Here is a 22,109-nt window from a genome sequence, read left to right on the forward strand (position 1 = left end):
TCATAAAGTACCTTCGGTCGCAGCCGACCGGAACCGCTCGCCCGCGGTCGGGGAACCTCGGGTATTTTTAGCAATGAATTGAAATGTTTGCGCATGGCTCCCGTTACGGACACCCTCCCCCGCGTCTCGACGGACAGCGTCGAACGATTCCTCGCGGCCTTCCTCGCCGGGCTCCTCGGAACGTATGCCCTCGGGGCGGCCACTAGTGGCATCGTCCCACCACTCGAAATCGCCGGCGTCGTGGCGATTCACCTCGGCGTCGTCGTCGCGGGCGTCTTCCCGCTCGTCGTGCTCGGACGCTCTGTGGTCGGACGACTCGGCGACGGCCCGGCGGCCGTCAGACCCCTCGAAACAGCTGCTGCCGCCGGTGCGCTGGCCTGTCTCGTCAGCGGGCTCTGGCTCAGCATGGACGCGTCGTCGGACCTCTCGGGCGTACTGCTCGGGGGCGCGCTGGTCGCACTGGTCGCCCTCATCGGCCTCGTCGCGAGGCGGTGACGACCCGACACAGTCCGCACACCCATGCGAACCACCCACGTCGCCGCCCTCGCCATCACCGCGTTCGCGCTCATCACCCTCGGCCTCGCCGCGGGGTCGCTCGACGCCGCGAGACCGGACGGACCGGCCGTCGCGGAGTCGGCCGATGGGTCGGTAGCGCCCCGCGAGCAGTCGGGGCCGAGCAGGCAACCCGACCGTCCGGACCGACCCTCAGTCGGTCGGCTGGTGCTTCCGGACGACGGCGTACTCGGCAGTCTCGGGGAGCAGTCGTCGCCGGCCGGCGGACTGCGCTCGCGCCTCGCCGTCGGGGGCGCACTCGTCGTCGGTGCGGTGGTGCTCGTCTTCCGCCGACTCACCGACGACGACGCGCGGGCGGCCGAGACGACGGAGGAGCGGGGAGGCGCGGACCACAAACCGTCGGAACGGAACGCGCCGGCGCCGTCCGACTGGGGCGGCCCGCCGGCGAACGGCATCTCCCGCGCTTGGTTCGCGATGGTGTCCGCGCTCGGCGCGGCGGCCACCCCGCGACAGACGCCGGCCGAACTCGCCCGCACGGCCGCCGACGCCGGCTTGCCCGCGGGCACAGTCGAGTCACTCACCGAGCTGTTCCGCGCAGTTCGGTACGGCGGGAAACGGCCGACCGACGAGCGCGAGCGACGGGCCGAAGACGCGCTCGACGCGCTGCGGCGAGACGAGAACTGGCCGGACGGGCGCGAACCGTGAGCCGCGCTCGCCGCGGGTTGTTGCTCGTCGGCCTCGCGTCGGGCCTCGTCGGCGTACTGCTCGTCGCTTCTCCGGGCGTCGCCCGCGGCGTCTCACTTACAGGGGCCGCCCGAACGGCACCCGTCGCCGTCGTCGGCGTCGCCGCCGCCGCCCTCGCCGCCCGCTCGCTGTTGAACGCTCTCAGCGGGGACGCCGCGAGCGACAGTGGGGGAAAGGCGGCCACCGCAGACGCGTTCCCCTCGCCGGAGCGTCGTCCGCAGTACGACCCGTCGGGGGCGGAGTTCGCCCGGCGAGTGAACGCAATCGAGTGGACCGACCGGCGCGACGCGGAGCCGGCGAACCGCCGGGAGCTCCGCGACGACCTCCGGGGCGCGGCGACGAGCGTGCTCTCTCGGGGTGACGGGCCGAGCCCGAGTGAGGTCGAAACGCGGCTCCGCGACGGGAGTTGGACGGACGACCCGCTCGCATCGGCGTTCTTCGCCGGCGACCTCGTCCCGTCGCTGTCGCCCTCGGGATACGCCCGCGCGCTGGTCCGCGGCGAGCCGCCGTTCGCTCGTCGGGCGCGTCGCGCCGCTGCCGCGCTGTCGAAGCGGTCCGGCGCGGGCGACGTGACACCGGCCCCGTCGGCCGACGTTCGGGCGGCGTTCGGGGACGAACCCGCCGTGCGGACGAGCCGATATCTCCCGGACGGCGAAGAGAGCCTCGAACGCGAGTCGGCGACTGACCGGGTCCACGGCGTGACCGCCGCAGCGCTCGCAGTCGGCGGGCTCGGAATCGTCACGCTGCGACCGGGACTGCTCCTCCTCGCGCTGTTCGGAATCACCGTCTCGGGGTACGCCCGCGCGGTTCCGACCCCATCGCAGGCGGTGGCGGTCGAAAGAGCGGTCAGCGACGCCGAACCCGCGGTCGGCGACGAGGTCGAGGTGACCCTCTCGGTTCGGAACGTCGGCGACGCGACGCTCGCGGACCTCCGACTCGTCGACGGGGTTCCGCCGGGGCTCGCCGTGGTCGACGGGTCGCCGAAGTTCGCGACCGCGCTCCGACCGGGGAAGCGTGCGAGCGTCACGTACACGGTCGAAGCCGTCCGCGGCGACCACGCGTTCGACCCTGCGCTCGTCGTCACGCGCGACGCCCTCGGGGTACGCAAGCGGGAAACGCTCGTCGACACCGAGACGACGGTTTCGTGCCGCCCGCCGGCAAAACCGCTTTCCGGTCGCGCCCCCGCGAGAACGACGACGCGAGCGGGTCGGTCGCGGTCGGACGCCCCGGGGCCGGGCGTCGAGTTCCACTCCGTCAGAGAGTATCGACCGGGTGACCCCCCATCGCGAATCGACTGGAGACGGAAGGCCAAGACGGGGGAGTTCTCGACGGTGGCGTTTCACGAACACCGACGCCAGCGAGTGCTCGTCGTCGTCGACGCGCGGACCGAGGCCTACGTCGCATGGGGTGGCGGGGGCGATGGCGACGGCGACGGCGACGGCAACGGTGAGCCGGTCGTCCAGCAGGGCGTCGCCGCCGCTGACGCCCTCGCCTCTCGCTTCCGCTCCGCGGGCGTGCCGGTCGGTCTCGCGGCGCTCTCACCGCGGTCCTGTCGGCTCCCGCCCGGCCGCGGAGGCGACCACCACCGCCGGCTTCGGGAGGCGCTGGTGGCCAACCCCGCGTTCGGATGGGAGCCTCCGGACGGCGAGGTGGACGCGTCCGCGGCAGTTCACGAGATTCACCGGCGAGTTCGGGCGGACACGCGGGTCGTCTTCGTCTCGCCGCTCTCCGACGACGCGAGCGTGACCGCCGCGCGGCGGTTCGACGCGCACGGGCACCCCGTTTCGGTTCTCAGTCCGGACCCGACGGCTCGGACGCACGCTCGCGGCTACGAGTCCGGATACGCGTCGCTCGCGAGGGAGCGACGGCTGCGGCGGCTTCGAGCGGCCGGTATCCCCGCGAGCGATTGGGACCCGACCGAACCGCTACGGGAGGTGACGCGCGGTGGTCAAAGCCGTGCCACGACGTCCAGATAGCGCCCCGCCGCTCCGGAGCAGCGGCGGTGCGCTCGCGGCCGCGACCGGTGCGGCCGTCATTACCGCGGTCTCGGTCCCCGCGCTCGCGATGGGCGCGCTGGGAGTGCTCTCGCTCGCTGGTGCACTCACGTTCGGCGTCGAGTCGGCCTACGCGCCGGGCATCGCGCTCCTCGCGGGGTCAGTCGTGCTCGCCGGCGTCTTGGGTCTGACACCGCCGTTCCTGCTCGCGGCCGCGTTCCTCGTACTCCTCGCGTGGGACGTGGGGAAACACGGGTTCAGCATCGCGCGCGAGGTCGGGCGGGAGCCCTCGACGTTCCGAATCGAGGCCGTCCACGGGCTGAGCAGCACCCTCGTGTATGCGGCCGGGGCGACGCTCGGCTACGGAATATACGCCGGCGTCACCGGCGGACGGTCGGTCGTCGCGCTCCTCGCGCTTCTCGTCGGGTCGGTGGCGCTCCTGTTCGCGTTGCAGGCACGGAAGTGAGATGTGGGACCCAAGCGCCCGCCCGCGACGACCCGAAAGCGACACGTCCGCCGAACGCGAACTCCCGGAACATGACGCGGGACGGGCGCGCCGAGGAGTTGGAGCCGGCGAAGCGGCGCATCATGGAGGCGACGTACAGGGCGCTACAGAGACACGGCTACGGCAACCTGACGATGCAGGACATCGCCGACGAGTTCGAGAACAGCAAGGCACTCCTGTACTACCACTACGACGGGAAAGACGAGCTACTGGTCGACTTCCTCGACTACGTCCTCGCGGAGTTCCTGGACGGCCTCCCCCGAGGGGACCGCACGCCCAGAGAGGAACTCGAAACGGTAGTCGAGACGCTCCTCCCGGAGACGCTCTCCGAGGAGGCCTACCGGCTCCAACTGTCCATGTTCGAACTGCGGATGAACGCTCGGCACGACGAGGACTACCGCGAGGAGTATCGCCACATCGACGACGAACTCACGGAGCTGCTGCGGGATATCCTCGTCCGCGGAATCGAGGCCGGCGAGTTCGAGGCAATCGACCCCGAGGCCGAGGCCGAGCTGTTTCTCTCGATTCTGACCGGGACGCGCGCCCGCCGGCTGACGGTGTTCGAGCCCGACGAGTCCATCGAGTCGCTCCGGGCGGCTATCGAGTCGCACATCGACCGCATCTCGGCGTAGTCGCCGCCGAGGCGTGCGGCCACCGAGCCGGCCGCGCCGGCCGCGGGGCGACCCGACCTCCCCAACGGTTCCGCCGGGACGTGAACCCTTATTCGCCCGGCGTCCGTCGGTTCCGACCATGACACCGCGACCGTCGACCTTCTCAATCGTCGCCCGCGACCCGGAACAGGACGCCGTCGGCGTGGCCGTCCAGTCGAAGTTCGTGAGCGTCGGTTCCGTCGTCCCGTTCGTCAGCGCGGACGCCGGCGCAATCGCCACCCAGAGCTTCGCGAACGTCGCTTACGGTCCCGACGGATTGGACCTCCTGCGCGAGGGGCATTCGGCCGAGGAGGTCGTCGCCGAACTGACCGACGCCGACGGCGAGGCCCCGAGCAGGCAGGTCGGCGTCGTGGGGGCGGACGGGAGCATCGCGGCCTTCACCGGCGACGAGTGCTTCGACGTGGCCGGCGACATCCAAGGAGAGCACTACACCGTCCAGGGGAACATCCTCGAAAACGAGGCGACGCTCGAAGCGATGGCCGAGGCGTTCGAGACGACCGACGGCGGCCTCCCCGAGCGCCTGCTCGCGGCGCTCCACGCCGGCAACGACGCCGGCGGCGACAAGCGCGGCGAACAGTCGGCGGCGATGTACATCGCCAAGCCCGAGGGGGGCTACGACGGCGGCAACGACCGCTGGGTCGACGTTCGCGTCGACGACCACGACCACCCGATAGACGAGCTCGAACGCGTGTTCAAGCTGTACGACATCACGCTCTTGGAGCGCGAAGCGCCCGAGGAGTCCCGGTCGCTATCCGGCGAGACGGCCGAATCGGTGCTCGAAACGTTAGCCGACCTCGGCTTCTACGACGGGACGCCGAGCGGCGAGTTCGACGACGAGGCCGTCGCGGCGCTCGAATCCTTCCGGGGCATGAACAACTTCGAGAACCACTCGCTTTCCGTCCTCGAAGACGCCATCGCCCGCGGCTGGGACGACGTCGACGGTGCGGAAGCGGCGGAACAGGGCAGTTCTGCGAATGGGGACGACGAGACGAGCGAACTCGACGGAGAAGCGCGGCTCATCGAGGCGATTTGGCAGGGCCTCAGCAGGCTCGACAGGAAGTAATCGGAGAAAAGCAGTCTCGTCGTTCGTAGTGTTCTTTCGTTCGCCGAAGCGCGCCGGGTGCGGTAGAGTTGGTGGGTCACCGCGGCGCACCGACACGGCCGCGAGGGGGAAGGATATCCCGCTCAGCCGAGGAGGTACTTGAGCGCGGGGCGCTGGCGGACGAACTCCATCTTCTCGATGATAGCGTCGAGGCCGAGGATGCGGCCCGCCGCGAGGGTCCCGACGATGGCGAACATCATCAGCCCGAACAGGTCACCGTTGACCACGCCGTGGGCCCAGTCGGCGTTCCCGAGGTAGAAGAACACCATCAGGACGCCGCCGAAGAAGGCGGCGAGCCGGACGAGTGCACCCACGATGAGTCCGAGGCCGATGAGCGTCTCACCGACGGGAATCATGAAGTTCGTGAACTCGAGGAGCCACGGGGTCGCGGCGGCCCACGCGAAGAAGCCCTGCAGCGGCGAGGCGGCGGGGGCGTTCGCGAGGTAGCCCGCGGCGCTGAAGCCGCCGAGCTTCGTCACACCGGCGTGGAAGAACCAGTAACCGGTGATGAGGCGGGTCAGCACGAGCACGTAGCCCGTGACGCCCTGCGAGTAGTCGAAGTCCATCCTGTTCCCCAGCATCTCGATTTGTGAGTTAGCGGCCATTGTCTTTCACCTAACAAGTGAACGAACGACCCCCCATAGCATATAAAGAGAGCGTGATTTCCGAATCTAAGGAATCGAGAACGACCGAAAATCGGGGTGTACGACGCGATACCGTGCGATTCGGTCGCTCGGTGAGAGGTCGAAGCTCAGTCGAGGACCGGGTCGAGCACAGCGGGGCGCGAGGCCGACACGGGGGCCGTCCTCTCGGCGAGAGCTCCATCGAGGTGGTTCCCGTCCTCGGCGACGAGAATCGTGTACGTCATTCGTCGAGGTCTCCCGAATCAGTCGCCGTCGATCGCTCCGACGGCGTCACGAACTCGAACCGCGCACCACCCTCGGCCGACTCGGCGAGCGAGACGGACCAGCCGTGGGCGTCGGCGATGTCGCGGACGATGGCGAGGCCGTAGCCGGTGCCCCGCGGCGTCGTGGTGTAGCCGTGGTCGAAAACGCGTTCGCGTATCTCCTCGGGAATGCCGACGCCGTTGTCGGCGACGTAGAACCCCGTCCGGTCGTCGAGCGCGCCGACGCGGACGGCGAGCGGGTCGTCGGGGGGACGGGCGTGTTCGACGGAATTCCGAAACAGGTTCTCGAAGAGCCTGAGCAGGCGGCCGTCGTCGCCCTCGACGACGAACAGTTCCCCGCGGACGAGCGTCGCGTCGCCGGTGTCGACGAAGCGCCACGCGTGGTCGACGACGCGGGCGAGGTCGACGGATTTGGCGTCGACCACGGGCGTCCGCTGGCGAGCGAGGTCGAGCACCTCCTCGACCAGTTCGGACATCCGCTCGACCGCGTTGGCGGCGCGTTCGAGGTGCGCCCGCTCGCCCGACTCAATCCCGAGGTCGAGGTAGCCGGTGGCGACCGCGAGCGGGTTTCGGAGGTCGTGGGCGACGATAGAGACGAAATCGTCGAGTCGCTCGTTGGCCGCGGCGAGGTCCGCCTCGCGGTTGCGGAGTTCCTGTTCGCGGACGGTTCCCGAGAGCGCGGTGGCGACCGTCGAGCCGAAGAGTTCGAACAGGTCAACGTCCACGTCGAGGAACGCGTCGGCGTCGGTCGCGACGACGAGGAGACCGTGGCTCCCGAGCGGGACGCGGAGGACAGACGCCGCGTCCGACTCGGGGGGAAGGAGCCGGTCATCCACGGCCGCGGAGTCGACTCGGGTGACCGCGTCCGACTCGGGGCCGCCCGGGACGGTCTCGATTCGAACCGTCGACTCGAACCCGTCGCCTGTCGAGGCGGCCGGCGACAGTCCCCCGCCGTCGTCGGCGAGCCAGATGGCTGCCTCGGCCTCGGGGACGAGTTCGGGGACGGCCTCGACCGCCAGCGCCGCGACCTCCTCGACGCTCTCGGTGAGAATGAGGTCCCTCGTGACCGCCTGTAGCGACCGGAGACCGTCCTCCAACCGCGCGCGGTCGGTGACGTCGATGGCGACGCCGAGGAGCTTCGACACCTCGCCGTCGTCGTCGAAGACAGGGCGGTACCACACGTCGTAGACCGCGCCGTGGTACTCGACTCGGGTGTCGACCGCCTCGCCAGACAGCCCGCTGGCGATGGCGTCGGTGGCCGCGGGCGTGTCGTCGTACAGTTCGAAGGCGGACCGGCCGACCACCTCGCCGGGGTCGCGGCCGAGCGACTCCAGACCGGCCCCTTCGGACATGGTGAACACGCCCTCTGAGTCGAACGCCGAGAGGATGATCGGCAGGTTCTGCAACACGGTTTCGAGGCGCTGGTTGGTCGATTCGAGGGCGTGGAGGTAGCGCTTCCGCGTCGTCACGTCGCGGAAGTAGACCGACAGGCCCGACGGCGAGGGATACGCCCGGACCTCGAACCAGCCGTCGTAGACCTCGGAGAAGGTCTCGAACGTCACCGGCTCTTGGGTCCGCATCGCCTCGTGGTAGTTGTCGAACAGTTCGGTGTCGACGACCGACGGGTACAGGTCCCAGATGCGCTCGCCGAGTTCGGGCTCGCGAACCTCGCTGAAGATGGTCTTCGCGCGGTCGTTGAAGTAGACGAAGCGCCAGTCGGTGTCGAGGGCGAAGAAGGCGTCCGTCATGCGTTCGAGGAGTTCGCCGCGCTGGTTGGTGGCGACCTCGCGGTCGGTCACGTCCCGCGGGATGCCGACGACGCCGATGGCCTTCTCGCCGTCGACGGCCGGAGAGAGCTGGAGCTCGAACAGCCGCGGGTCGCCCTCGGCGTCGACGAACCGAACGTCGAGGCGTTCGGTGACGCCCTCCGAGAGAACCCGCGAGACGGCGTCGCGGTACCGCTCGTACTCGCCCGCGGGGAACAGGCCGGCGTCGACGAGCGATTCGAACTGCTCGCCGCGGAGCGTCTCGGAGGCGCGCCCGGTTATCTCCTCGATTCTGGGGTTCACGTACTCGACGCGACGTCGGTCGTCGAGGACGAACGCGCCGTCTTCCATCGCCTCGACGATGACGCGGTGACTCCGAGTGCCGGGGCGGGAGTCGTCGGTGTCCGGGTCCACGAGCGACCGAACCGACGCGACGAGTGCCGCGTGGGAGTCGTCGGCGTCGTCGCGGATCAGGTAGTCGTCGACGCCGAGCGAGACGGCGCGAGCGGCGAACGCCTCGTCGCCCGCGGCGGCGTAGACGACGACCGGAAACTCGGCGCGGGAGCCGTCGCGGGAGACGAGCGCGTCCAGTTCGAGTCCGTCGGGGAGGTCGGCGGCGGCGACGAGACAGGAGACGGTGCGGTCGTCGAGCGCCGACCGCACGGCGTCGACGCTCTCGGCGCGCGTGACCGGGCGCTCGAAGGCGTCCCGAAGCGCCGAGACGACCGCATCGGAGGCAGCGCCGTCGGCCGCGACGTAGAGAATCGCGCCGGCGGAGGTGCCTCCTGAACTCGGAGAAAACATGTTAGATACGAGATACTCGGTGAGCCAATAATATCTTGCGGGCGAAGCGGCCGACTCACCGGGAGACGAGCGTCGAAACGGTCGGGGGAGCCGCCGAGTCAGGGGTCGCCGGGGCGTCGGGTCGCCACCTACCCCTGTCCGACCATCCGCTCTTCGTCGTCCCACTCGCGCTTGCGGAGTTCGTACTTCTGAATCTTACCGGTCGCCGTCTTGGGAATCTCCTCGACGAACTCGAACTCGCGGATGGCCTTGTAGCCGGCGAGGCGGTCGCGGGTGTACTCGCTCAGTTCCTCGGCGGTGACGCCGGGATTCTCTACGTCGCCGTTCGCGGGGACGACGAACGCCTTCGGCGTCTCGCCCCACTTCTCGGACGGCGCGGGGATGACTGCCACGTCGCCGACGGCGTCGTGGTCGAACAGCGTGTCCTCCAGTTCGACCGAGGAGATGTTCTCGCCGCCGGAGATGATGATGTCCTTCTTGCGGTCCTGAATCGCTATCATGCCGTCCTCGTTGACGACCGCGAGGTCGCCGGTGTGATACCAGCCTTCGAGGCGGTCGTTGAAGGCGTCGTGGGTCTCGTCGGGCTTGTTCCAGTACTTCTCCATCACCTGATTGCCGCGGACGACCACCTCGCCGATGGTGGCGTCGTCGCGCGGGACCCGTTCGCCGTCCTCGTCGACGACGCGCAGGTCGGTCCCGAGCGGGGCGACGCCCTGCCGCTGTTTGAGCGAGAACCGAAGCCCCCCCTCGTCGGGGATGAGTCGGTTCGCGTCCGAGGTGGCGATGAGCGGGCCGGTCTCGGTCGCGCCGTAGAGCTGGGTGAACTCCCAGCCGAACTCGGATTCGGTGTGGCGAATCGTCGCGCTCGGCGCGGCGCTGCCGGCGGCGGTCACGCGAACCGGGTTGTCGCCGGCGTACGCGGGGTCGTGTTCCTCGGCGTACTCCCGCAGAATCGACAGCACCGTCGGCGCACAACAGAAAAAGGACACGTCCTCGGTGGCGATGGCGTCGAACACCTGCTCGGCGTCGACCCCGCGGGTGCAGACGTGTTTCGCGCCGCGGCCGGTGACGGCGTAGATGTGCCCCCAGCCGTTGACGTGGAACATCGGGAGCGTCCAGAGGTAGACGTCGTCGTCGGCGATGTGGTGGTGAATCGTCACCAGTTGGGCGTGGAGCGACTCGGTGCGGTGGGTGCGGCAGACGCCCTTCGGGTCGCCGGTCGTCCCCGAGGTGTAGTTGATGGTGATGAGTTCGTCCTCGGACATCTCGGGGCGCTCGTAGTCGTCGGCGTCGGCCTCGTCGAGGAACGCCTCGAAGTCGAGCCAGTCGCCGTCGACGGCGGCGGGGTCGTTCGTCACGAACACCTCGGCGGGCACGTCGTCGCGGACGGCCTCGATTTTCCCCGCGTACTGGTAGTCGGCGTAGACCACGCTCGCGCCGGAGTCCGAAAGCAGGTACTCGTAGTCCTCGGTCGTGAGCCGGTAGTTCAGCGGGACGTGGAGCGCGCCGCACTGCATCGCGCCGAAGGCCGCTTCGAGGTGGCAGTGCGTGTTGGGGTCGAGCACCGCGACCCGGTCGCCCTTCTCGACGCCGCGGGATTGGAGCGCCGCCGAAAACCTGTCCACCCGCTCGCCGAACTCCGCGTAGGTGAAGCGCTCCCCGTCGACGCCGACGACAGCCTCGTAATCGCCGTAGTACGTCCGGGCCCGGTCGAGGAAGTCCGTCACGAGTAACTGTTTCTTCATTCATGATAGACCGAGCGGGCGAGCGAACTAAACGCACCACTTCCGGCAACATTTCACAGAATCGACGTGACCACCACAGTATGGCGGGGAACGTCGTCGGGGCGTTCGAAGACGCCGTCGGTCGCGGTATGGGGCCGCCCTCCCGCGCCCGAAACGAACACCTTTGAACCGCGCGGCCCTGACTCCCGGCAGATGACGACGCCGACCCTCCTCGTCGCGGGGACCGCGAGCCACGTGGGCAAGAGCACCGTCGCGGCCGGGCTCTGTCGCCTGTTCGCCGACCGCGGCCTCTCTGTCGCGCCGTTCAAGGCGCAGAACATGAGCAACAACGCCCGCGCGGTCGCGACCGCCGACGGCGACGGCTTCGGCGAAATCGGCGTCTCGCAGTACGTGCAGGCCCGCGCCGCTCGGGTCGCGCCGACGACCGACCACAATCCGGTCCTGCTCAAGCCCCACGGCGACGGCACGTCGCAACTGGTCGTCCACGGCCGGGCGGTCGGCCTCAACTCCGCGGGCGACTACTACGCCACCCACTGGGAGGACGCCCGCAACGCGGCGGTCGAATCGCACCGTCGGCTGGCGGCCGAGGCGGACGTGGTCGTCGCCGAGGGGGCCGGCTCCATCGCCGAGATAAACCTCCACGACCGCGACTTGGCGAACATCGAGACCGCCCGCTTCGCCGACGCCGACATCCTCATCGCGGCCGACATCGAGCGCGGCGGGGTCTTCGCCAGCCTGCTCGGGACGCTCGAACTTCTGCCCGAAGACGTGCGCGAGCGGGTCGTCGGCGCGGTCATCACGAAGTTCCGCGGCGACCTGAGCCTCCTCGAACCGGGGCTCGACGAAATCGAGGAGCGGACCGGCGTGCCCGTCCTCGGCGTGCTTCCCTACGACGACCCCGGTCTCCCGGAAGAAGACAGCCTCGCGCTCCCCGCGGAAGGCGAGCGCGCCACCGTCGGCGACGACGACGGCGTCGCGGCCGAGCGCGCCGTCACAATCGGCGTGCCGCGACTCCCGCGCATCTCGAACGCCACGGACTTCGGCCCGCTGGCCGAGACGCCGGGCGTCCGGGTCGCCTACCTCCCGCTCGACGCGACGCTCGACGGCATCGACGGGGTGGTCCTCCCCGGCAGCAAGAACACGGTCGACGACCTGCTCGCGCTCCGCGACGCCGGCTTCGGCGACGAACTCGCCGCCTTCGACGGCCCGGTCGTCGGCATCTGCGGCGGCTACCAACTGCTCGGCGAGACCATCGAGAACGCCGACGTCGAGGGCACGGCGGCCGACGAGACGGTCGAAGGGTTCGGCCTGCTGCCGATAGTCACGCGCTTTTCCCGCGACAAGCGGGTCGAACCCGTCTCCGGCGAGTTCGACGGCGCGGGACCCTTGGCCGGCGCGACGGGAGCTATCGACGGCTACGAGATACACATGGGCGACAGCCGAATCGTCGGCGACGCGACCCCGGTTTCGGGCGACGGCGCGGCGCTCGGACGGGTCGCGGGGACGTACATTCACGACCTGTTCGCCAACGACTCGCCGCGGAACGCGTTCGTGGACGCCGTGTACGAGTCCGCCGGGCGCGACCGTCCGGCGACGGGAGCGGCGGGCGCGACAGGGGGAAAACGAGCGGAGACAGCGGGAACGCCCGAGGCCGACGCGGACGCCGGCGCGTCGGGCGACCCCTACGACCGCGCCGCCGCGCTCGTCGCCGACAACCTCGACGTGGCGGCGCTCTGCGACGCGCTCGGACTGGAGTAGCGGAGTGACCAAACCGCGACCCGTCGCGGCGGGGGCGGTAACACGACCGTAACCACCTGACACCGCCGTCAGCGAGCGTTTAACACCCGTTAGCCGCTACACTCGGGCGTCGGAGTACCCACCGGCTCCACCACCACACTCACACATGTCTCAACAGAAATCTGACTACGCAGACGACGCCGATATCGACGCCGAACTCGACCAGCTCCCCGACGACGAGGTCGTCGAAGCCACCGTCGAGAACCTCGAAGCGAGCGGGTTCGACGTCGTCGTCGTCGACACGGCCGACGAGGCGCTCGAAACCCTGCAGTCGCACATCCCCGCGGGCGTCTCCGTGATGAACGGCCACTCGACCACTCTCGAAGAGATCGGGTTCGACGACTACCTGAGCGAGGGCGACCACGAGTGGGAGAGCCTGCCGGACCAGATTTGGAGCATCGACGACGACGCGGAGCGACAGGCCGCCCGCCGCGACTCCCAGACCGCCGACTACTTCCTCGGCGGCATCAACGCCATCGCCCAGACGGGCGAACTCGTCGCCGCGGACCTCTCGGGCAGTCGCATCGGCGCGTACCCCTTCGCCGCCAGCAACGTCGTCATCGTCAGCGGCGTCAACAAAATCGTGCCGACGCTCGACGACGCGCTCGACCGCCTCGAATCCGTCGCGTACCCCCTCGAAAACGAGCGCGCGAAGGAGGCCTACGGCGTCGAGTCGATGATTGCGAAGCAACTCATCTTCCGGCAGGAAGTCGAAGAGGGCCGCACCACCGTCGTCCTCATCCGCGAGCAACTGGGCTACTAAGTCCGACTCGCCTCCCCCCTCGACGCGTTCCCACGCTCCTCCGGGGAGCTTCCTGCGCCCGGACAATCCATCACCACCACCACCACCTCACCGGGCATCCCACCACCGTTCTCCCGGTTCCCCGTTTTGCGCGTCCCACGCCCCGAGTCGCGACTGTCGCCGACAAAACGACGGTTCGAACCGAACAGTTCTCGGGAGTGTCACGGACCGCGATATATCGAACCGGAGAAATGTTCTTACGACTGGAGCCGAATCGTCGGATATGCCCGAATCCGCGTACCTGCTCGATTCGTTCGACGAAGAGGACTGCACCTACTGCGACGGTGACCTCGTGACTGGGAGCTACAAAGACAACGACGCCATCGTCTGCGACGACTGCGGGACGCCGGCCGTCCAGCTCTGGTAGGCGGACGAGCCACCGTGGAGGCGAGCGGGCCGAGCGGGTCGAACGAGCCACCCGCCAGCGCCGGGTGGCGAGAGAAACGGCCGGGGAAAACCGGCCGGCTCAGTTACCGGTGACGATGTCGGCGACGCGCTGCCTGTCGAATAGCCGCTCTTCTTCGGGAATCTCGGGGTACGCACCGCCGGTGTACTCCGGCCACGCGCCGAAGCGGTCGGGATAGAGCTGTTTCGCGGTCATCTCCAACTGGAACAAGTTCATAATCGGCCCCTGTACCGGCGTGCCCGAGGGGAAGACGCGGTCGTTCCGGACCGCGCTGAGTTCGCTCCCGACGGGGTGGTCTTCGAGGGTCTCGCGAGTCGACGCCACGTCGTAGTACGAGTCGATACCGTAGCTGTGGAGCAACACGTCGGGGTCGATTTCCAGCATCGTCTCGAAGTCGTAGGAGGTCTCGAACGTCACGTCGCCGGCCGCGAAGGCGTCGGTGACGCCGAGCGGACGGATGTGCGAGGTGGCGAAGCCGGGAACGTTGATTTTCGAGGGGTAGAACGTCTCGTCCATGTAGATGACGACGCCGACCGTCGGGCGCTCCGACTCGGGCGGGAGGTCCGATTGAATCGTGTCGAGGAGGTCGCTGTGGACCGACTCGAGCGCCGCGTAGCGGTCTTCCTCTCGGAACACCTGCCCGACGTTCTCCACGATTTCCCAGAGCGTGTAGTACTGGTAGTCGGCGGCGTACGGCTCTGGCGGCTGGGCGTGCGTGCGACTGTAGGCGTTGCCGAACCATGGGCCGACCTGCTCGCGAATCTCCTCGACGTCCGACTGGTCCCAACCGTCGAAGCTGGCCACGAGCGCCGGGTCGACGAGGTGGAGGTCGGAGTCCAGTTCGTAGACGAGTTCCTTGTCGATGTTGACGCTCCCGGACCCGGAGTTGAGTTGCGCGAGCTCGCTCCGGTCGAACGAGACGCCGTCGAGGCGCTCGTAGTAGGCGTCGAGCGTCCGGCCGCCGGCGTCGCTGTCGAAGCCGAGGGAGTTCACCGCGTCGCCGTGGCCGAAGGCGACCGCCGCGTCGGCGTAAACGAGGTTGTACACCATCACGTCCGCCGGAACCGAATCGAACGTCACGTCGCCCGCCGGCGACATCGACACCGTGTACCCGGCCTGTTCGGCCTCGGTCTCTGCCTCGGGAGACGCTTCGGTCGTGGCCTCCGTCGCCGCGGCCGTCTCGGTCGCGTCCGTCGCTGATTCCGCGTCGTTCTGCCCGGCACAGCCGGCCAGCAAGCCGCCCGCGAGAAGCGCGCCGCCGCCCTTGAGGTACGCTCGGCGCGTGCGCGCCGCCCGGTCGACGAGGTCTTGGTCCATGGTTTTAGCCACTCCCAAACGGATAAATCCGTTTCGGAATTTCGGCCGGCCTAAATCGGTACGCCTATATGTATTAGGCGGGCCTAAAAGTACGATGGCAGACAGCGACGGACCAACGCGCAGGAAGTTCTTGACCTACGGCGGTTCGGTCGCCGCCGGCGGACTGCTCGCCGGCTGTACCGGTTCGTCCGAGTCGGACGCGACCACGACCGGCGCGACCGCGACGGAGACCGCCGCGACCGAATCGACGGCGACCGAGTCGACCGCGGAATCGACGGCCGAGGCGGACTCGTACACGGTGTCGATGGCCCCGATGGGCGAGGTGACGTTCGAATCGGTCCCCGAGAGCATCTTCACGCGGCTGACCCACCACGCGGGGATGGCGTTCGCCCTCGGCCACGGCGACGCCGTCAACTCGATGCACGCCCCGGACTACTACGACGCGCTGTGGAACCAGTTCACGCCGCGGCTCCCCGGCGTCGAACTCGACTGGACCGGCCTGTACTCGTCGTGGGAGCCGTCGAAAGAGCGGCTCTACGAACTCGACAGCGACGTGCACCTCGCGGACCCCGCCAGCGTCTCGGCGCTCGGCAGTTGGAGCCAAGACGACCTCGACGAAATCGAGGAGAACGTCAGTCCGTGGTTCGGCAACAGCTTCAGCGCGCGGCATCAAGCGCCGCCGACCGAGTGGACCGACGCCTACGAGTACTACGGCCTCTGGGAGATATTCGCCAAGGTCGCGCAGGTGCTCCAAGAAGAGGCGAAGTACGAGGCGCTCACTACGGTCCGCGAGGAACTGCTCGCGGGGATTGCGGCGGACCTCCCCACGGAAGAGGACCGCCCGACCGCCGTGCTCCTCGGCCCGAGCGACCTGGAGTCCATCTACGCCTACAACCTGAGCACGCCGGGCTTCCTGACCGCCCACACCCGCCCGCTGAGGCCGGTCAGCGCGTTCGGCGACGACGTTGAATCCGGCTCGACCGTCGACTTCGAGACGCTCCTCGAAGCCGACCCCGACGTGATTCTCACGCTCGGCGGGATGCACCCGAACACGAGCATGCCCGACATCCGGACGGGCTTCCAGGACGACCCCGTCGGAGCCGAGATTTCGGCCGTGAAGAACGACCGCATCTACGCGCAGGGCGGCCGCTACCAGGGACCGATACTCAATCTGTTCCAGTTGGAGATGACCGCGAAACAGCTCTACCCCGACCAGTTCGGCGCGTGGCCCCAGTACAGCGAGGGGCCGTACCCCGAGATTCCCGAGGAGGAACAGCTGTTCGACCGGCAGCGCGTCGCCGACATGGTCAACGGGAACCTCTGAGTCGGCAACCGCGGCGAGCGCCGGGCGTGTCACCGGCGACGTGGTGGCTGTTTTTTGCAGTCGGGGGCGACGGTCACTCACCGCCTCCCGATGGTGGGTGCGGACGAATCAGCCGGAGAGCCCGGCGTCCTCGATGGCCGCGCGAATCGCGCCGAACCGGACGAGGTCGGCCGCCGTCTCCAGTTCGCCGTCGAGTCGGCGGTCCTCGTCGAGCGGCGGAACCACGGACCGAATCGCGTCGCGGACGGCCCCCGTTCCGGTCCCGAGTTCGAGGCCCTCGTCGAGGAACTCCGCGGCCTGCGAGCCACAGAGGAGTTCGACGCCGACGATGGTCGCAACGTTCTCGGCGACCGTGCGGGCGTTGAGGGCGCTCTGGCCGCTCATGCTCACGTGGTCTTCTTGCCCGCCGCTGACGGGCGTCGAGTCGATGGAGGGGCGACCGAGCGACCGACACTCGTTGAGCAGCGCCGCGGCGGTGTACTGCGCAATCATGTAACCCGAACGGAGCCCGCTGCGTTCGGTCAGGAACGGCGGGAGGTACGACTCCTGTACGTCCGGGTTGAGCATCCGGTCGGTCCGGCGCTCGGAGATGGCCGCGAGTTCCGTCAGCGCGCCGGCGGCGTAGTCGAGGCGGAGCGCCAGCGGTTCGCCGTGGAAGTTGCCGGCGGAGACGACGGCGGCCACGTCGGTTCCGGGCGCGCGCTCGTCCACCGCGCCCGCCGGGAAGACGAGCGGGTTGTCGGTGACGCTGTTGAGTTCGACTTCGACGGCCTCGCGGAGGTGCGAGACGGCGTCTCTGACCGCGCCGTGGACCTGCGGGAGACAGCGAATCGAGTAGGCGTCCTGCACGCGCTCGCAGTCCTTGTGCGATTCGAGGACGGTCGAACCGGCGGTGAGGCGGCGAATCGCCGCCGCGCTCTCTTGCTGGCCGGGGTGGGGGCGAACGTCGTGGATGGCGGGGTCGCAGTTCGCCGTCGTCCCCATCGTCACCTCGGTCGCGAGCGCGCCCGCGGCGTCGGCGGCCTCGACGGTCCGCTCGGCGTCGACCACGAACAGCGCGGCGAGGCCGACCGTCAGTTGCGTCCCGTTGATGAGCGCGAGGCCCTCCTTCGAGGCGAGCGTCACCGGCTCCAGACCGACCGCTTGCAGGGCTTCGTCGCCCGGGAGTCGCTCGCCGTCGACGCGGGCTTCGCCCTCCCCGATGAGGACGAGCGCCATGTGCGCGAGGGGCGCGAGGTCGCCGCTCGCGCCGAGGCTCCCGCGGGAGCGGACGACCGGCTGGACGCCCTCGTTGAGCATCGAGACGAGCAGGTCGACGACCGAGGGTCGGATGCCCGAAAAGCCCTTGGCGAGCGTGTTGGCCCGGCTGACCATCATCGACCGGACCTCCTCGCGGGTGAGTTCGCGGCCCGCGCCGGCGGCGTGGCTGCGGACGAGGTTCGTCTGGAGGCGCTCGATGTCCTCGCGGTCGATGTGGGTCTCCACGAGGTGGCCGAAACCGGTGTTGACGCCGTAGACCGGTTCGCCGGAGTCGAGGACGGACTCGACGCGCTCGCGCGACTCGCGCATCCGCTCTCGCGACTCGGCGGCGAGTTCGACGGGTGCGTCGTGGCGTGAAACGGCGGCCACGTCCTCCGGGGTCAGCGACTCGCCGTCGAGGACGACCGAATCGGGGAGGCCTGTGCGGTCACCCACGGACGACCACCCCCGATTTCAGCACGGTCGAAACGGGGTTCGTGTCGAACCGGTACGAGAGGTGCGACGCGGTCGGCACGTCGAGCACGACGGCGTCGGCGGGAGCCCCGGCGCGGAGCGTGCCCGTGCCGTCGTCGCGGTCGAGCGCGCCCGCGGCGGCGCTCGTGACGCCGCGGATGGCCTCGTGTGGAGTCATTCGCATTCCGACGCTGGCGAGCGTGGCGACGAATCCCATGCTTCGAGAGAAGCAGTTCGGGTTGAAATCGGTGGCGAGCGCGACCTCGTGGCCCGCGTCGAGGAAGGCGCGGGCGTCGGCGTAGTCGGCACCGAGGCCGAACGCCGTGCCCGGGAGCATCACGGGCGCGACGCCGGCTTCGACCAGCGTCTCGCGGCCCCCGCCGTCGGTGTGAAGCAGGTGGTCCGCGCTGGCCGCGCCGACCGCGGCCGCCACGTCGGTGCCGCCGATGGCGGCGAACTCGTCGGCGTGAATCTTCGGCGTGAGGCCGTGGTCGCGGCCCGCCTCCAGAATCCGACGGGACTGCTCGGCGGTGAACACGCCGCGCTCGCAGAACACGTCGCAGAACTCCGCGATGCCCTGTTCGGCGACCGCGGGGAGTTGGTCGGCGACGACCGACTTGGTGTACTCCTCGGTGTCCACGCCGCGCGGGACGGCGTGCGCGCCCATGAACGTCGGAACCACGTCCACCGGGTGGTCCGAACCGGCCGCGTCGATAGCCGAAAGCATCCGCAGTTCGGTCTCGGTGTCGAGGCCGTAGCCGCTCTTGACCTCGACCGTGGTCGTCCCGTGGGCGAGCATCGCGTCGAGGTGTTCCGTGAGGTTCGCCGCCAACTCCTCGTCGGAGGCTTCTCGGACCGCGTCGACGGTGCGGAGGATGCCGCCGCCGTCGGCGAGAATCTCCTCGTAGGTCGCGCCGCGTAGCTTCGCCACGAACTCGTCGGAGCGGTCGCCGGCGAACAGCGCGTGGGTGTGGGGGTCGACGAAGCCCGGCAGGACCGTCTTGCCGGTCGCGTCGACGGCGGTGTCGGCGTCGGCGAGCGGGTAGTCCGCGAGCACTTCGTCTGTCGACCCGACGGCGACTACCTCGCCGTCGAGCGCGGCGAACGCGGCGTCTTCGAGGACGACGACGCCGGTTCCCTCGTCGGGGCCGACGACCAGTTCGGCCGCGTCGTGGACGACCGTGAGGCCGGCCGTGGAACCCGCGTCAGTCACGCGACGTCACCCCCGCGAGGAAGTGGGCGACCGCACGGGCGGCCGCGCCGACGGTTCGACCGTCCTCGTCGTCCAGCGGCGGCGCGCACTCCACGACCTCGAAGCCGACGACGCGGGGGTCGGCCGCGACGCGGCGGAGCATCGAGAACAGTTCGCGAGTGGTGACGCCGCCGGGGGTCGGCGCGCTCGCGCCCGGCGCGGCCGTCTGGTCCAGCACGTCCACGTCGAGGCTGACGAAGACGCGGTCGCAAGCGGCCAGCGCATCGAGGGCGAAGTCGGCCGTCTCGACGGGGCCGCGACCGACCTCGTCGGCGGTGAGGATGGTGCCGCCCGAGTCGCGCAGGAAGTCGGCGTAGGCGGTCGAAGTCTCGAAGTGGCGCGCGCCGACCACGGCGAGGCGGTCGAGACCGGCGTCGAACAGCTGGCGGTAGGGCGTCCCGCTCGTCGGGCCGTCGGCGGGGTCGCGGCAGTCGAGGTGGGCGTCGAAGCTCACGACCCCGACCGAGTCGTCGCCGCCGAGAAGCGGCGTGACGTTCCCGACCGTCAGGGAGTTGTCGCCGCCGAGGAAGACCGGGAGCGCGCCGCGCTCGTAGACGGCCGCGGCCTCGTCGGCGACGACGGCCTGCACGTCCGCGACGTGGTTCTCGGGGTCGTCCGCGTCGTTGTACGCCTCGACCGGGAGGTCGCCGAGGTCGGCGACGCCGGCGACCGGCCCCTCGTCGAAGTGGTGGGTCTTGACGCCGGCGAGGGCGCACCGAATCGCAGCGGGGCCCTCGCGGGCACCGCGCCGACCGATGACGGCCCCGTCGTACGGCTCGCCCACGAGGACGGCGCGGAAGTCGCCCACGTCCTCGATTTCGGTCGGGGTGATGACGTGGCCAAACTGCTCGTCGTTCGGGTCCGACGACGTCCCCTCCCACGCGGGTGGGTCGGTTCGGCTCATTCGTCACCTCGGGCGGCGGATTCGCCGGTCTCGGTCGCGTGGCCGCCGTCTTCGGCCGCGCGGTCGGCACGTTCGGCGCGGTCGGCCGCGTCGTGGTCTCGCATCGGGATTCGGACGTTCGACCGGGCCGCCTCGTCAAGCGCGTCCTCGTAGCCGGCGTCGGCGTGGCGGATGACGCCCATGCCGGGGTCGGTCGTGAAGACGGCGCGGGCCTTCTTCGCCGCGAGGTCCGAGCCGTCGAGGACGACGTGGTTGTTCGTGTGCAGCGAGTTGCCGATGCCGACGCCGCCGCCGTCGTGGACGCTCACGATGTCCGCGCCTGCGGCGGTGTTGAGAAGCGCGTTCAGGATGGGCCAGTCGGCGACCGCGTCGGTGCCGTCGCGCATCGCCTCGGTCTCGCGGTACGGGCTGGCGACCGACCCGGCGTCGAGGTGGTCGCGGGTGACGACGACCGGCGCGGAAACCTCGCCCGAGGCGACGAGGTCGTTGATTTTCAGCGCGAAGCGGGCGCGCTCCGTGAGCCCCTCGTCGTCGGTGGTGTAACCGAGCCAGCAGACGCGCGAGGGGAGCCCCTGGAACGACACCTGCTCCTGTGCGAGGTCTATCCAGCGCATGAGCGACTCGTGGTCGGGGAACAGCTCTCGAATCGCCTCGTCGGTGCGGTGGATGTCGGCGGGGTCGCCGGAGAGCGCGGCCCACCGGAACGGCCCGCGCCCGCGGCAGAACATCGGGCGGATGTACGCCGGGACGAAGCCGGGGAAGTCGAAGGCGGTCGTCATCCCACGGTGGTCCTGGACCTGCCCGCGGATGTTGTTGCCGTACTCGAAGGCGATTGCGCCCGCGTCCTGTAAATCGAGGATCGCCTGCACGTGGCGCTCCATCGTGTCGAGGCTCTCTTCGACGTACTTCTCGGGGTCGTCCTCGCGGAGTCGGTCGGCCTCCGCTGCGGTGTAGCCGCTCGGGTAGTAGCCTTCGAGTTCGTCGTGGGCGCTCGTCTGGTCCGTGACCACGTCCGGAATCTCGTCGCGCGCGAGCAGTTCTTCGAGCATGTCGGCGGCGTTCATCTCGACGCCCACGCTGTAGGGCTCGCCCGCCTCAATCGCGTCCTTGGCGTTTTCGAGCGCCTCGTCCAGCGAGTCGGCGGACTCCATCAGGTAGTCCGTCTCGACCCGGCGCTCGATGCGGTCGGCCTGCACTTCGGCGGCGATGCAGACCCCGTGGTTCATCGTCACCGCGAGGGGCTGTGCGCCGCTCATGCCGCCGAGGCCGCCCGTGACGACGAGTTTGCCCCGCAGGTCGGCGTCGTAGTGCTGGCGGGCGAGTTCGGCCAGCGTCTCGTAGGTGCCCTGAATGATGCCCTGCGTGCCGATGTACGCCCACGAGCCGGCGGTCATCTGGCCGTACATGATTTTCCCCTCGGCCTCCAGTTCGTGGAAGTGCTCCCAGTCGTCCCAGCGGCCGACGAGGTTGGAGTTGGCGATGAGGACGCGCGGGGCGCGCTCGTGGGTCGGGAACCGTCCGACCGGCTTGCCCGACTGGACGAGGAGCGTCTCGTCGTCGTCGAGGTCGCGGAGTTCGGCGAGAATCGCGTCGTAGGCGTCCCACGAGCGGGCGGCGCGGCCGGTCCCGCCGTAAACGACGAGGTCCTCGGGGCGCTCGGCCACCTCGGGGTCGAGGTTGTTGTTGAGCATCCGGAGCGCCGCCTCCTGTCGCCACCCCTTGCACTCGATGTCCGTCCCGGTGGGCGCGCCCTGATACGCGCGCCACTCGTCGCTCGGGTCGCCGAGCCGGTCCCGACGCGCCGACGATTGCTGGTCGTGCATACCACAGACTTCGGGCGCGA

The 22,109-nt window shown here is 69.6% G+C and carries 18 protein-coding genes; 10 read left to right on the forward strand and 8 right to left on the reverse strand.

The features are described from left to right. Positions 1 to 93: 93 nt before the first annotated feature. The 6 genes from C5C07_RS21355 to C5C07_RS17970 all read left to right on the forward strand — a co-directional run bounded on the left by C5C07_RS21355 (position 94) and on the right by C5C07_RS17970 (position 5,490). Positions 94 to 495 (forward strand): hypothetical protein, encoded by a 402-nt coding sequence (locus C5C07_RS21355; RefSeq protein ID WP_004978261.1) that lies wholly within the window; start codon positions 94 to 96, stop codon positions 493 to 495. A 24-nt stretch (positions 496 to 519) separates the two neighbouring features. Beyond that, positions 520 to 1,218, forward strand: coding sequence for a DUF4129 domain-containing protein (locus tag C5C07_RS17950; RefSeq protein ID WP_004978258.1), 699 nt, complete (start codon positions 520 to 522; stop codon positions 1,216 to 1,218). Between the two features lie 20 nt (positions 1,219 to 1,238). Further along, positions 1,239 to 3,233: a DUF58 domain-containing protein gene (locus C5C07_RS17955; RefSeq protein ID WP_082220728.1), complete on the forward strand. Its 1,995-nt coding sequence runs from the start codon at positions 1,239 to 1,241 to the stop codon at positions 3,231 to 3,233. Between the two features lie 58 nt (positions 3,234 to 3,291). Beyond that, positions 3,292 to 3,717 carry a hypothetical protein gene (locus C5C07_RS17960; RefSeq protein ID WP_049905317.1) on the forward strand — a complete coding sequence of 142 codons (426 nt, stop codon included), beginning with the start codon at positions 3,292 to 3,294 and terminating at the stop codon, positions 3,715 to 3,717. A 71-nt stretch (positions 3,718 to 3,788) separates the two neighbouring features. Beyond that, positions 3,789 to 4,388, forward strand: coding sequence for a TetR/AcrR family transcriptional regulator (locus C5C07_RS17965; protein ID WP_115805748.1), 600 nt, complete (start codon positions 3,789 to 3,791; stop codon positions 4,386 to 4,388). A gap of 118 nt (positions 4,389 to 4,506) precedes the next feature. Next, complete coding sequence (locus C5C07_RS17970) at positions 4,507 to 5,490, forward strand: DUF1028 domain-containing protein (RefSeq protein WP_115805749.1); 984 nt, start codon at positions 4,507 to 4,509, stop codon at positions 5,488 to 5,490. Positions 5,491 to 5,612: 122 nt separating this feature from the next. Here the strand turns inward: C5C07_RS17970 and C5C07_RS17975 are convergent, their stop codons facing one another. From C5C07_RS17975 to C5C07_RS17985, 3 genes are all read right to left on the reverse strand, one after another. Further along, positions 5,613 to 6,095 (reverse strand): DoxX family protein, encoded by a 483-nt coding sequence (locus tag C5C07_RS17975; protein WP_004978247.1) that lies wholly within the window; start codon positions 6,093 to 6,095, stop codon positions 5,613 to 5,615. Positions 6,096 to 6,393: 298 nt separating this feature from the next. Continuing rightward, positions 6,394 to 9,006 (reverse strand): PAS domain-containing protein, encoded by a 2,613-nt coding sequence (locus C5C07_RS17980; protein ID WP_115805750.1) that lies wholly within the window; start codon positions 9,004 to 9,006, stop codon positions 6,394 to 6,396. 128 nt (positions 9,007 to 9,134) lie between these two features. Then, the gene (locus C5C07_RS17985; RefSeq protein ID WP_004978241.1) at positions 9,135 to 10,751 is read right to left on the reverse strand and encodes a long-chain-fatty-acid--CoA ligase; all 1,617 of its coding nucleotides are present in this window, start codon (positions 10,749 to 10,751) and stop codon (positions 9,135 to 9,137) included. Positions 10,752 to 10,943: 192 nt separating this feature from the next. Between C5C07_RS17985 and C5C07_RS17990 the strand changes: the two genes are divergently transcribed. The 3 genes from C5C07_RS17990 to C5C07_RS21810 all read left to right on the forward strand — a co-directional run bounded on the left by C5C07_RS17990 (position 10,944) and on the right by C5C07_RS21810 (position 13,717). Then, entirely contained in the window at positions 10,944 to 12,509 is a 1,566-nt protein-coding gene (locus tag C5C07_RS17990) for a cobyric acid synthase (protein WP_115805751.1), read from the forward strand. A 145-nt stretch (positions 12,510 to 12,654) separates the two neighbouring features. Beyond that, positions 12,655 to 13,311: a lactate utilization protein gene (locus tag C5C07_RS17995; protein WP_004978235.1), complete on the forward strand. Its 657-nt coding sequence runs from the start codon at positions 12,655 to 12,657 to the stop codon at positions 13,309 to 13,311. A gap of 262 nt (positions 13,312 to 13,573) precedes the next feature. Then, positions 13,574 to 13,717, forward strand: a complete 144-nt coding sequence (locus C5C07_RS21810) for an HVO_A0556 family zinc finger protein (protein ID WP_007276288.1) — start codon at positions 13,574 to 13,576, stop codon at positions 13,715 to 13,717. A 99-nt stretch (positions 13,718 to 13,816) separates the two neighbouring features. Here C5C07_RS21810 and C5C07_RS18000 read toward each other — a convergent pair whose 3' ends face one another. Further along, positions 13,817 to 15,073, reverse strand: a complete 1,257-nt coding sequence (locus tag C5C07_RS18000) for an ABC transporter substrate-binding protein (protein ID WP_115805752.1) — start codon at positions 15,071 to 15,073, stop codon at positions 13,817 to 13,819. 94 nt (positions 15,074 to 15,167) lie between these two features. On the opposite strand from C5C07_RS18000, the gene C5C07_RS18005 reads away from it, so the two are divergent. Further along, complete coding sequence (locus C5C07_RS18005; protein WP_115805753.1) at positions 15,168 to 16,397, forward strand: ABC transporter substrate-binding protein; 1,230 nt, start codon at positions 15,168 to 15,170, stop codon at positions 16,395 to 16,397. Positions 16,398 to 16,505: 108 nt separating this feature from the next. On the opposite strand, the gene hutH is transcribed toward C5C07_RS18005, so the two are convergent. The 4 genes from hutH to hutU are packed head-to-tail and all read right to left on the reverse strand — an operon-like array spanning position 16,506 to position 22,089. Next, positions 16,506 to 18,092 carry a histidine ammonia-lyase gene (hutH, locus tag C5C07_RS18010; RefSeq protein WP_115805754.1) on the reverse strand — a complete coding sequence of 529 codons (1,587 nt, stop codon included), beginning with the start codon at positions 18,090 to 18,092 and terminating at the stop codon, positions 16,506 to 16,508. Next, positions 18,085 to 19,323: an imidazolonepropionase gene (gene hutI / locus C5C07_RS18015; protein ID WP_115805755.1), complete on the reverse strand. Its 1,239-nt coding sequence runs from the start codon at positions 19,321 to 19,323 to the stop codon at positions 18,085 to 18,087. The genes hutH and hutI overlap by 8 nt, the downstream gene beginning before the upstream one ends. Then, positions 19,316 to 20,266: a formimidoylglutamase gene (gene hutG, locus C5C07_RS18020; RefSeq protein WP_115805756.1), complete on the reverse strand. Its 951-nt coding sequence runs from the start codon at positions 20,264 to 20,266 to the stop codon at positions 19,316 to 19,318. Before hutG ends, hutI begins: the two co-directional genes overlap by 8 nt. After that, a complete protein-coding gene (gene hutU / locus C5C07_RS18025; RefSeq protein WP_115805757.1) occupies positions 20,263 to 22,089 on the reverse strand; it encodes a urocanate hydratase in 1,827 nt (608 codons plus the stop codon). Before hutU ends, hutG begins: the two co-directional genes overlap by 4 nt. Positions 22,090 to 22,109: the final 20 nt, after the last annotated feature.

The organism is Haloferax sp. Atlit-4N (genome assembly GCF_003383025.1).
GTDB lineage: Archaea > Halobacteriota > Halobacteria > Halobacteriales > Haloferacaceae > Haloferax > Haloferax gibbonsii.

Bases quoted from the DNA above. Each gene is read 5' to 3' on its own strand.
- C5C07_RS18000 (WP_115805752.1), bottom strand. From the start codon at position 15,073: ATGGACCAAGACCTCGTCGACCGGGCGGCGCGCACGCGCCGAGCGTAC.
- C5C07_RS17995 (WP_004978235.1), top strand. From the start codon at position 12,655: ATGTCTCAACAGAAATCTGACTACGCAGACGACGCCGATATCGACGCC.
- C5C07_RS17985 (WP_004978241.1), bottom strand. From the start codon at position 10,751: ATGAAGAAACAGTTACTCGTGACGGACTTCCTCGACCGGGCCCGGACG.
- C5C07_RS21355 (WP_004978261.1), top strand. From the start codon at position 94: ATGGCTCCCGTTACGGACACCCTCCCCCGCGTCTCGACGGACAGCGTC.
- C5C07_RS17970 (WP_115805749.1), top strand. From the start codon at position 4,507: ATGACACCGCGACCGTCGACCTTCTCAATCGTCGCCCGCGACCCGGAA.
- hutG (WP_115805756.1), bottom strand. From the start codon at position 20,266: ATGAGCCGAACCGACCCACCCGCGTGGGAGGGGACGTCGTCGGACCCG.
- hutU (WP_115805757.1), bottom strand. From the start codon at position 22,089: ATGCACGACCAGCAATCGTCGGCGCGTCGGGACCGGCTCGGCGACCCG.
- C5C07_RS17990 (WP_115805751.1), top strand. From the start codon at position 10,944: ATGACGACGCCGACCCTCCTCGTCGCGGGGACCGCGAGCCACGTGGGC.
- C5C07_RS17980 (WP_115805750.1), bottom strand. From the start codon at position 9,006: ATGTTTTCTCCGAGTTCAGGAGGCACCTCCGCCGGCGCGATTCTCTAC.
- C5C07_RS17950 (WP_004978258.1), top strand. From the start codon at position 520: ATGCGAACCACCCACGTCGCCGCCCTCGCCATCACCGCGTTCGCGCTC.
- C5C07_RS17975 (WP_004978247.1), bottom strand. From the start codon at position 6,095: ATGGACTTCGACTACTCGCAGGGCGTCACGGGCTACGTGCTCGTGCTG.
- C5C07_RS18005 (WP_115805753.1), top strand. From the start codon at position 15,168: ATGGCAGACAGCGACGGACCAACGCGCAGGAAGTTCTTGACCTACGGC.
- C5C07_RS17965 (WP_115805748.1), top strand. From the start codon at position 3,789: ATGACGCGGGACGGGCGCGCCGAGGAGTTGGAGCCGGCGAAGCGGCGC.
- C5C07_RS21810 (WP_007276288.1), top strand. From the start codon at position 13,574: ATGCCCGAATCCGCGTACCTGCTCGATTCGTTCGACGAAGAGGACTGC.